Genomic DNA, 10,324 nt, shown 5'->3' with positions numbered 1-10,324 from the left:
AAAGCCCTCCCCCCAACCAAGACTTTCGCAAGGAGCCAACCCCCTTCCCCCCCCCCCCTGGACCCCCCCCGTCCCTTCCCCCCCCCCGGTCCCCGCCCCCCCCCCCCCCCCCCCCGGTGCCACCGCTGCCGGTCAGCTCAGGGTGCGGACGGCGGCGGCGTCGTAGGGGCGGAGCTCGGAGAAGCGTCCGTCGAGGACCTTGGCGGCCCACTCCGGGTCCTGGAGCAGGGCGCGGCCGACGGCGACGAGGTCGAACTCGTCGCGCTCCAGGCGGTCGAGGAGGTTGTCGATGCTCCGGGTGTCGGAGCCCTCGCCGGCGAAGGAGGCGATGACGTCGCCGGCCAGGCCGACGGAGCCCACGGTGATGGTGGGGCGGCCGGTGAGCTTCCTGGTCCAGCCGGCCAGGTTGAGGTCGGAGCCGTCGAACTCGGGGACCCAGTAGCGGCGGGTCGAGGCGTGGAAGGCGTCCACGCCGGCCTCGGCGAGCGGGGCGAGGATCGACTCCAGCTCCTGCGGGGTCTCGGCGAGCCGGGCGTCGTAGTTGTCCGACTTCCACTGCGAGTAGCGGAAGATCACCGGGAACTCGGGGGAGACGGCGGCGCGCACGGCCGCGACGAGTTCGGCGGTGAACTTCGTCCGGGCGACCGCGTCCCCGCCGTAGGCGTCGGTGCGGCGGTTGGTGCCGGCCCACAGGAACTGGTCGAGGAGGTAACCGTGGGCGCCGTGCAGCTCGACACCGTCGAAGCCGATCCGCTCGGCGGCCGCGGCGGCCTCGGCGAAGGCGCCTATGACGGCGTCCAGGTCGGCCCGGGTCATCGCCCGGCCGGTGCCCTCGGTGCCGTCGAGCCGGATGCCGGACGGGCCGACGGCCGGGGCGTCGGCGACCGGCGGGTCGCCCTGCTTGCGCACCATCCCGATGTGCCAGAGCTGCGGCACGATGGTGCCGCCCGCCGCGTGGACGTCCGCGGCCACGCGGGCCCACCCGGCGAGCTGCTCCTCGCCGTGGAAGCGCGGAATGCTGTCGCTCTGCCCGGCGGACTCGTGGTTGACGTACGTGCCCTCGGTGACGATCAGGCCGACGCCCGCGGCGGCACGGCGGGCGTAGTAGGCGCTCACGTTCTCGCCGGGGACGCCGCCCGGGGAGAACTGGCGCGTCATCGGCGCCATGACGATGCGGTTGGGCACCGTCAGCCCGTTGATCGTGACGGGCCGGGAGAGGATCTCGGCCGCGCGGGAGGAGGACGGCTCGGTGACGGTCATGGGGGCTTCCTCGCGGGTAGCGGTGGGGTGCGCTGGGGCAGCGGCGATCGCCGGTGCCAACCACCGCGGCGGCCTCCGCATTTCACCGACGGGCCGGAACCCGGCGTGATCCACGCCACTCCACGCCACTCCGTGCCACTCCACGCCGCTGCGCGACGGCGGACGGTCAGCTGGGCGGGTGGGGGTGGCCGGTGAGGAGTTCGGCCAGGGTGCGGACCCCGAAGCCGGTGGCGCCGGCGACCCACTCCGCATCCGTCCCGTCGGAGAGGGCGGTGCCCTGGATGTCGAGGTGGGCCCACGGGATGTCGGGCGGGACGAACTCGCGGAGGAAGTGGCCGGCCAGCAGTGCGGTGCCGTGCCGGGTGCCGAGGGTGTAGTTGACCAGGTCGGCGACCCGGGAGCGGAGTTGGGGCCGGTACGCGTCGGGGAGCGGCAGCGGCCAGAGCGGCTCGCCGGCCCGGGCGCCGGCTGCGCGCAGGCGCTCCACCAGGGTGTCGTCGGTGCCCATCAGCGCGGCGACCCGGCGGCCCAGGGCGATCGCGGCGGCGTCGGTGAGGGTGGCGATGTCGATGATCGCCTGCGGCCCGGTCTCGCCGGCCAGGACCAGTGCGTCGGCCATGATCAGCCGGCCCTCGGCGTCCGCGTGGCAGATCTCGACGGTGGTGCCGTTGCGCATCACCAGGACGTCGCCGACCCGGATCGGGTCTGCGTTGGGCATGTTCTCGGTGAGCGGCAGCCAGGCGTCCACCGCGACGGGGCAGTCCAGAGCGCCGAGGACGGACATCGCCCCCAGGACAGCGGCCGCTCCGGCCATGTCGGCCTTCATCCCGGCCAGTTGCGCGTTGGGCTTGAGGGACAGGCCGCCGGCGTCGTAGGTGACGCCCTTGCCGACCAGGGCGATCCGCCCGGTCCGTCCGCCCGCTCCGGGCCGTTCCGTCCAGCCGTCCGGCCGGTAGCCCAGCTTGACCAGCCTGGGCGGCACCAGGGAGCCCCGGCTGACCCCGAGCAGTCCGCCCAGCCGCTCGTCGGCGATCCGGGGGCCGTCCCAGACCTCGCACTCCAGTCCGGCCGCCTCGGCGACCTCGGCCGCGCGGTCGGCGAACGCGGGCGGGGTCAGGGCCTCGCCCGGTTCGTTGACCAGGTCCCGGGCCAGCAGGACGGCCTCTCCCAGCCGACGGCCCTCGAACAGGCCTCGGGCGGCTTCCGGCGTGCCGGGGGCGAGCACCTCGACGAGCTGGTCGGACGGCTCGGCCGGACCGCTCCGGTACCGGGTGAACCGGTACCCGCCGAGCAGGTACCCCTCGACGAGCGGTCGGAGGTCCGGGCCCGGCGGGTGGACGGCCAGCCGCCGGTAGGCGGAGACGGCCCGGGCCAGCCCGGCCGCCGCCGCCCGGATCGCGTCCCGGTCGGTCCGGGCCCGCGGGCCGACGCCGAGCAGCACGGTCACGGGAGTGCCGGGCAGCTGCAGTACCTCGCCCACCTCGCCGCTGAACCCGGTCCCGGCGAGGAACGCGGCGGGGAGGTCGGCGGGCAGCTCGCCGACCCGCACCGGCCGTACGACGGCCTCCACCCCGGGGCCGGGCTCGGGGCGCAGCACCCAGGTGACGCTCACGGCCGCACCTGCCGGGCGGCGCGCCGGGCCGCGCCCCAGGCCTCCAGGTCGGCGAGGTACGCCCGGGCCGCCTCGGCCATGCCGTTGGCCGCGCCGACGGCCGCCCAGCCGCGTGCCGCGGAGATCGCGTACGGGTCCACCCGGAGGGCCTGGAGGTAGCAGTCCTCGGCCAGGACCGGCTGACCGGCCAGCCGGAAGCACTCGGCCGCGGACGCGTAGCCGAAGGCGGTGGAGACCGGGCCGAGCCGGGCGGTCCGCAGGAAGCTGTCGGCGGCCTCCCGGGGACGGTCGCGCCGCAGCAGGCCCTCCGCCACCTCGATGTGCGTCTTGGGCTCGTACGGGTCCAGGGCCAGCGCCTCCGCGACCATGAGGTCGCCGCGTTCGTCCTCGCCGAACGCGTAGCACTCCTTGGAGCGGCTCTCCACGCAGGCCCGCAGGTTCTCCCGTTTGAGGAACTCCTGGTACGGCCCCTCGGCGGGCACCGCCCGGGCCAGTTCCTCGGCGCGGTCCATGTCGCGGGCCAGCCACGCGCGGTCCCTGGCCATGAACGGGACGAAGCTGACGCTGCGGTAGAACCGGCTCTCCGCCATCGTCCGCTCGAACGCGGAGCGGTCCGGCTCCGCCAGCAGCTCCTCCAGCGCACGGGCGCCGATCTCCCGCCAGCGCGTCGCCTCCTCCAGCGAACGCGTCTCGCGGGCGTGGAACACCACCGCCACCACGGCGATGACGAACCGCAGGTGGGTCGGGCAGGCCGGGTGTTCGGCGATGGCGAAGGAGGTCTCCGGTGCGGCCACCGTGGTGCCGATCGAGGCGACGTACCGCACCAGGTCACGCCAGTGGTGCAGCCGCAGCTCGGCCGGGGTCCGGAGCCGGTCGACCGGCACGGCCGGGATCAGCTCCAGGACCAGCTTGGTGAATCCGAGCCGGTACAGCACCATGGCGATCTGCTGCCGGCGTTCGGGCTCGCAGCGGTCGAACTCGTCCAGCCACTCGCACAGCCGGTTCCAGCGCGGTGTGCGCAGGTGCGCGGGCAGTTCGGCCGGGTGGTCGACCGCGAACTCGGTCAGCCCGGACTCGCGGATCAGGTTGCCGCGGAAGGCCGGCGGCATCAGGCGCTGCCAGTTGACCTCGGCCCGCTCACCCCCGCGCTCGGCGAACTCGTAGGCGAGGCTGGGAAGCCGGGCGTACAGGCCGGGGGACTCGGACTCGCCCAGGTTGAAGTACGAGGCGTACATCCGGTAGTGCCAGTTGTTGGCGTACGGCCGCTCCGCGTCCCGGGTGGCGGCGCGCGCGGTCAGCTCCTCCAGCGGCCGGTCGCCGTCGTTCCGGCAGGCCTCCAGCAGCGCGTCCCGGGTGGCGCGGGCGCGCGGGGCGGCGCGGAAGGCCCGTTCGGCGAGCACCCGGGCGAACTCGGTGTGCCCGAGGTCCCGGGCGCGGTCGGCGGCCCGCAGCAGCGCGAAGGCGGTGCCGAACGGGCCGAGCCGGGCGGCGTGCAGGTAGCCGGCCAGCGCCTGCTCGTGCTCGCCCGCGCGTTCGTGGGCCTGCGCCGCCTGCATCCGGATCTTCACGTCCCACGGATCGAGGGCGAGGCCCTCCTCGACGGCGGCGCGTTCGGCCTCGGTGTCGCCGATCCGCACCACGATCTCCAGGTGCCGGTCGAGCAGCCGCCGACGGGTCTCCAGCAGGACCAGTTCGTCGTCCCGGTCGGGTGCGGTCAGCTCGGCGACGCCCGCCCGGACGTCGGCCAGCAGCGCCCGGGCGCCGCCGAAGTCCCGCTGCCGCTCGGCGTACATGACCTCGCGCAGTGCCAGCCGGGCGGTCAGGACGGTGTGGGTGAAGGGGGTGAGCTCGCCCGCGATCTCCTTGAGCAGCTCCCTGGCGCGGGCGAGGAGGAGCGGCGCGGCGGAGTCGTCCCCGGAGTGCCGGGCGAGCAGGTAGCCCCAGGCGGCCACCGCCTGGACGTGGGAGACCGTGGGCGCGGGACTGTCGGCCAGCACCCGGTAGGCCGTGGCGGTCCGCTCGGACAGGCCCTCGGAGCCGAACAGGGCGGCCGCGCGGGCGGCCTGGAGGCCTGCCGTCACCTGGTCCCGGCAGGCTGCCGGGTCGAGGTCCTCCGGGACGACCTCCAGCACCGCGGCGGGAAGGCAGACCGCGACCAGCCAGTGGGCGAGCCCGGAGCGGTCCACCTGGTCCAGCTCGGCGTGCCGCCGGTACGCCCCGGTCATCCGCCGCCAGGCGGGGGAGGCCAGCTCGTCGGGCAGGTCGGTCGGGAGCGCCGCCCGGTAGGCGGTCAGCCGGGACTCCTGCACCAGCAGCCGGCGGTAGCTCTCGGGCATCGTCATGCCGAACCGCAGCGCGCCCGGAGCGGGATTCTCGAAACGCCGGGCGGCCAGGACCGCGGCCCGCGCCTGGATGGCGGTGGCCGGTGATTCGGCACCATCGAAGTACGGGCGGTGCACCTCGAAGGTGAGCCAACTCGGCGCGTTGACCCCGACGATTCCGTGACTGAATTCCCAACGGTTCACGCGGTAATTCCTGTGCCTTTCTGGGATCAGGATCCGGGCGATCGGCGACATGCCCCGCGACGGAATCCGGGCGGGCCGGAAATCCCTCGCGGGGCATGCGTGGAGCGCCGGGATCAGACGCCGGCGTCGTCGATCAGACAGGTCCAGCAGTCCGCCGCACCTGTGCTGATCTCGACCTCGTCCTCCAGGGACTCCCAGGTCTCGTAAGCCATTTCGCCACCCCTCTCTTTTCACGGGCCGGTCCGGATATCCGGTCCGGCGAAGCGGTTGAGCGATATTCTTCGGGAACCGGAACGGCGCCGTCAAGGCTTCTGCGCGGCAAGCTCCGAAAGGATCTCCGCCACTTCTTCGTCGGTTGTCCAGAAATGCGGGGAAACCCGGACCCAGCCGTCCGGAACGGAAACGTGTATTCCGGCCGACGTCAATCTCCGGACGATCTCCACCCCTTCCGTCCGATGGCCGGTGAAACTCACGACGCCGGAGTGTCCGGCGCCGTCCGGGGGGAGCGCCGGGCGGTAGCCGAGCGCGGCGATCCCGGTGCGCAGTCGGTCGGCCAGGGTGCGCACCCGGTCGGTGACCACGGTGAGCCCGGTCTCCTCCAGCTCGGCCAGCGCGGCGGCGAGCCCGGCCATGCCGACCAGGTCGTACATCCCGCCCTCGACCCTGGCCGCCCCGGCCCGCTCGGGCAGGTCGTAGCGCAGCTGCCCCGGCCCCTTGGACACCTCCGCGGCGCCCTGGTGGCCGAACCAGCCGGTGGGCGTGGTGCGCAGCAGCTCCAGCCGGTCCGCCCGGCAGTAGAACACCCCAGTGCCCGGCGGCCCGCACAGCCACTTGTGCGCGCCCGCGGCGAGGAAGTCCACCGGGGTCGCGGCCACCGACAGCGGCAGCGCGCCGAAGCTCTGCACGGCGTCCACGCAGACCAGCGCCCCGACCTCGGCGGCCAGCGCGCAGATCCGGTCGAGGTCGCAGCGGAACCCGGTCGCGAAGTTGACGTGGCTCACCGCCAAGAGACGGGTGGCCGGCCCGATGGCCGCCGCCACGTCCTCGATCCGGTAGCCGCCGTCACGCATCGGCACCCAGACCGGCTCCACCCCGTGGCGGCGCAGGCGCAGCCACGGCCGCACGTTGGCCGGGAAGTCCCGGTCGAACAGCACGACCTGGTCGCCCGGGCGCCAGTCCAGCCCGTCGGCCACCAGATGGATGCCGGCCGAGGTGTTGGGGACGAAGGCGACCTCGTCGGGCGTGCAGTCGAGCAGCCGGGCGACCGACCGCCGGGCGGCGGTGCGCGCGCCGAAGAGGGGGCCGACCCTGGCGCTGCCGTACGGGAGGACCTCGTCCACGGCGGTGCGCATCGCGGCCACGGCGGCGGGCCGGAGCCGCCCCAGCCCGGCGTAGTCGAGGTAGACCTCACCGGTGGCGGCGCCGGCCGGTCGTCGGAGCCCGCTCACGAGACCGGCCCGACCGGGCGGGCGGCCCGGGGCGCGGCGACCGCCATCCAGCCCGCGACCAGCAGCGGGACGCCGTGCAGCAGCAGCACCCACTGCGCCACCCAGGCCGGCTGCAGCACCAGGCTCGTGACGAGCAGACCGGACATGAAGCCCGCGTTGACCGTGATCTGGGACAGCCCGAACGCCCGCCCCCGCCGCCCGTCGGGCAGTTGCTGGAGGGACTGCTTGTAGGTGATCTCGCTCAGCGCGTCGCCCAGACCGGCCCCGGCCGCCGCCAGCAGCCGCGGCCACCAGCCGTCGAGCCAGAAGACGCCGATGAAGCCCAGCGACATCACCATCGTGGCCACGCAGTACACCCGGGCCGGCGCGCGGTCGACGATGCGCCTGGCCAGGGGCCGCAGCACGAAGCTCGCCAACAGCAGCCCGGCCGCCCAGCTGCCCCACACCGCACCGGAGACCACGGCGGGCTCGTCCGGGCGCAGTTCGGTGCCGAGCAGCGGCAGTCCGACGTGCTGGGAGGCGCTGCCGAAGGCGTCCAGTCCGCGCAGTGCGACCAGCCCCGCCAGCCCGGCGGCGACCAGCAACGGCCAGGCACCGGAGCGGTCCCGATCCCCAGGGCCCGGGCCGTCCGGCTCCCGCATCCGAAGGCGCAGGGCGAGCAGCACCGCGGCGGAGAGCGCGTAGCTGGCCGCGTCCAGCCCGAACACCCAGCGGTACCCGGCCAGGGGGACCAGGACGGTGGCGAGGCCCATGCCGACCATGAACGCCACCCCCTTGAGTCCGGCCAGCGCGCTGTTCACCGACGGGGTGCGCGGCCCGGCCAGCACGGGGGTGGCGGCGGACAGCGTGGCCTCGAAGACCGACCGCCCGCTGCCGACCACCACCACCGCCGGGTACAGCCACCAGCTCTGCACGCCCGTCGGCAGCACGGCCAGCAGCGCCAGCATGAGCGACCGGGCGAGGTCGGCGCCGATCATCATCCGACGGCGGTCCCAGCGGTCCCCGTAGCGGTGTCCGAGCCGCCCACCCGCGATCGCGCCCGCGTACAGCGCCACGCTGACCAGCCCGGTGTCCAGGGTCGAGTGGTGGAGTTCCCAGACGAAGACCGACAGGCAGATGAAGTCGAGCGCGTAGCCGACGTCCGAGATCGTCTTGGCGGTCAGGAGGATCGCCAGCTGACGGCGACTCGCCGAGGCCGTCCGCCGTGCCACTTCGGTGCCGGCCGCCACGGCGCCCATGAGGTCTCAACTCCCCGGTTGTGTGAGGGCTGTCATGATTCCCTCACCAACCCCCCACTTACAAGAGGTAGTTCGATGAGAACGTCCGCACCTCGTGGTGGACCTCGCCGGCTGGGCCCGGGGCCTCCGGCGGGCGGGGCCGTTCCGCGCCGCCGGGGGCGGTGGTCGGTGGTCGGTGGTCGGTGGTCGGTGGTCGGGGGGCGGTGGTCGGGGCGGTGGAGGAGCGTGCGCGGGGCCGCGTTGTGGGGGACCATGCGGGCATGGACGGTGAGACGGTGGCACGGACCCGTCGCTCCCTGCACGCGGTGGCCGAGCTGGTACTGGCCGGACCGCAGTACCGGGCGAGCGGGACGATCCGGTTGCGGGCCTGCCCGGGCGGGTTCGGGACCGTGGCCGAGCCGTGGTTGCGGGTGGTGGGCGCGGAGCTGGTGGGGCGCGGGCGGGCGGTGTCGCTCGAACGGACCAGCTGCGTCGCGCTCGGCGCGGCCCTCGGGCTCGGCGTCGGCGCCCCGGAGGGGGTGTACCGGGACGGTCCGGGCGTCGCCGCCGACCGGCCGATCGAGGTGGACCCGGCCGCGGCCCGGTGGCTCGCGCACTGCTTCGCGCTCGGCGAGGCGGCGCTGCGGGGGCTGTTCCCCGAGGCGGAGCCGGTCATCTGGCCCGAGCACTTCGACATCGGGGTGACCGTCGGCGCGGTGAACTACGGGCTCTCACCCGGGGACGCGTTCCTCGCGGAGCCGTACGCCTATGTCGGCCCGCACGAGCTGCGGCAGGGGGAGTTCTGGAACGCGCCGTTCGGTGCTGCCCGGACGGTCCGCGAGCTCGGCGGCGTCGGCGGGCTGATGGACTTCCTGGCGCGCGGCCGTCGGCTGACGGGCGACGCCTGACGACCGTGGACGTCAGGCGTCGCCGGGGGACCGGTCAGCTGTGGTGCCAGGTCACCGAGAAGTCGGTGCCGGCGTTGATCCCGGAGGTGGTCGCCTTGGTGACGCCGTCCTTCGTGGCCATGTCGATGACCGACGGGTTCGAGGTGTCGAGGTTCTTGCCGTTCACCCTGGCGTTGGTGAACCCGATGGTGCCGAAGTCGGCGAGCGGTAGGACGCCGGTGAGGCTCGACGGGGCCTCGGCGATCACCTCGGCGGAGGCCAGGGTGGCACTCTTCAGCGTCTTCGCGATGCTGTGGCTCCAGCCGAGCGTGGTGTTGCGGAGGGTCAGGGTGAAGGAGCCGCTGCCGTTGGTGGTGACGCTCGCGGTGAAGTGGTCGCCGGGGCGGACGGCGTTGCCGAAGTTCGTCGGGTAGGCCGGGTACATCTCGTACCAGGAGGAGTAGACCGGCTTACCGCGTGAACAGTCGGCCTCGGTGCCGATCTGCTCGACCGTCTCGCTGCCGTCGCCGTCCAGCCCGACCCAGAAGGCTGACCAGGTGTTGGTGCTGGTGCAGGAAACGGCCGGCTGGATCCACTCGGCGCTGACGCTGGTGAACTTCCCGCCGGTCGCTGCGTAGCCGGACCAGTTGCTGCTGGTGCCGTACCGCAGCGCGCTGTCGTGGTGGTGGTCGGCGATCGGGCCCCGGACGGCGGCCTGGGCGGGGAGAGCAGGGGCAGCGCTGAAGAGCAGCGCCAGCAGGCTGGTCGTGGTGAAGAGGGCGTGCCGACGGGCTTTGGGCATGGCTGGTCCCGGGGGAGAGAGGGTGGAGTTGACCAAGCGTCGACAAAGTTAGTGGCCGCACTCCGGGCTGGGCGGGTACGGAGTGACGGCGCATCCCGGAATCCCCTGGTCGGCCCAGCGCGGGCGGACGCCCGTGGCCTGACGAGCCGAGTTTGTCCCCGAGGCCTGACGACGGGTACTGTCTCCCAGTCGCTCGGCAGGGAGCACCGGACACGCATCGGCGCGGACGGTCCCGGGGCGGCCAATCCCTTGAAACACCACGTCAGGTCCGCACCTGCCGTTTCGCTTCTTTGCGTCTCGGCCCGGTGCTTATATGGCATGTGCGTTTTATCGGATTGCAGCTGGATTCGCTTTTCGGAGCGAGGGTCGGCTAGAGTTTGAAACGTCGGACGGGGCGTCAAGCCGCAGAAGACACCGGCGAGTTGGATGACGAAGCCCCGGAAAACGGAGCGGAAAACGTCTGATAAGCTGGAAACATGAAAGAACGAAGCGCCCGGAGGGCCCGCTGGAAGGCGGTCCGAAGGAAGCGTCCGTTCCTTGAGAACTCAACAGCGTGCCAAAAGTCAACGCCAG

The 10,324-nt window shown here is 73.6% G+C and carries 7 protein-coding genes; 1 reads left to right on the top strand and 6 read right to left on the bottom strand.

Features of this window, described 5'->3' with window-relative positions; all coding sequences use genetic code 11:
* Window positions 1-132: 132 nt before the first annotated feature.
* The 5 genes from ACZ4W5_RS37195 to ACZ4W5_RS37175 form a co-directional block, all read right to left on the bottom strand.
* Entirely contained in the window at window positions 133-1,260 is a 1,128-nt protein-coding gene (locus ACZ4W5_RS37195; RefSeq protein WP_360240123.1) for an NADH:flavin oxidoreductase, read from the bottom strand.
* 166 nt (window positions 1,261-1,426) lie between these two features.
* Window positions 1,427-2,872 (bottom strand): leucyl aminopeptidase, encoded by a 1,446-nt coding sequence (locus ACZ4W5_RS37190; protein WP_465659603.1) that lies wholly within the window; start codon window positions 2,870-2,872, stop codon window positions 1,427-1,429.
* Entirely contained in the window at window positions 2,869-5,397 is a 2,529-nt protein-coding gene (locus tag ACZ4W5_RS37185) for a tetratricopeptide repeat protein (protein ID WP_465659601.1), read from the bottom strand. The genes ACZ4W5_RS37190 and ACZ4W5_RS37185 overlap by 4 nt, the downstream gene beginning before the upstream one ends.
* A gap of 302 nt (window positions 5,398-5,699) precedes the next feature.
* The gene (locus tag ACZ4W5_RS37180; protein WP_360240132.1) at window positions 5,700-6,845 is read right to left on the bottom strand and encodes an aminotransferase class V-fold PLP-dependent enzyme; all 1,146 of its coding nucleotides are present in this window, start codon (window positions 6,843-6,845) and stop codon (window positions 5,700-5,702) included.
* On the bottom strand, window positions 6,842-8,083 hold the full coding sequence (locus tag ACZ4W5_RS37175; protein WP_360240135.1) for an MFS transporter: 1,242 nt from the start codon (window positions 8,081-8,083) through the stop codon (window positions 6,842-6,844). Before ACZ4W5_RS37175 ends, ACZ4W5_RS37180 begins: the two co-directional genes overlap by 4 nt.
* A gap of 260 nt (window positions 8,084-8,343) precedes the next feature.
* Between ACZ4W5_RS37175 and ACZ4W5_RS37170 the strand changes: the two genes are divergently transcribed.
* The gene (locus ACZ4W5_RS37170) at window positions 8,344-8,970 is read left to right on the top strand and encodes a hypothetical protein (RefSeq protein WP_465659599.1); all 627 of its coding nucleotides are present in this window, start codon (window positions 8,344-8,346) and stop codon (window positions 8,968-8,970) included.
* A 34-nt stretch (window positions 8,971-9,004) separates the two neighbouring features.
* Here the strand turns inward: ACZ4W5_RS37170 and ACZ4W5_RS37165 are convergent, their stop codons facing one another.
* Entirely contained in the window at window positions 9,005-9,751 is a 747-nt protein-coding gene (locus ACZ4W5_RS37165) for a G1 family glutamic endopeptidase (RefSeq protein WP_465659597.1), read from the bottom strand.
* Window positions 9,752-10,324 lie beyond the last annotated feature (573 nt).

Source organism: Kitasatospora sp. NPDC029367 (assembly GCF_055569135.1).
Note: the sequence above shows the minus strand (reverse complement) of the source record. Positions and strands in the feature narration are given on the sequence as shown.

Excerpts from the sequence above, each read along its gene's own strand:
- ACZ4W5_RS37195 (WP_360240123.1), bottom strand. The coding sequence starts at position 1,260 with ATGACCGTCACCGAGCCGTCCTCCTCCCGCGCGGCCGAGATCCTCTCC.
- ACZ4W5_RS37175 (WP_360240135.1), bottom strand. The coding sequence starts at position 8,083 with ATGGGCGCCGTGGCGGCCGGCACCGAAGTGGCACGGCGGACGGCCTCG.
- ACZ4W5_RS37170 (WP_465659599.1), top strand. The coding sequence starts at position 8,344 with ATGGACGGTGAGACGGTGGCACGGACCCGTCGCTCCCTGCACGCGGTG.
- ACZ4W5_RS37165 (WP_465659597.1), bottom strand. The coding sequence starts at position 9,751 with ATGCCCAAAGCCCGTCGGCACGCCCTCTTCACCACGACCAGCCTGCTG.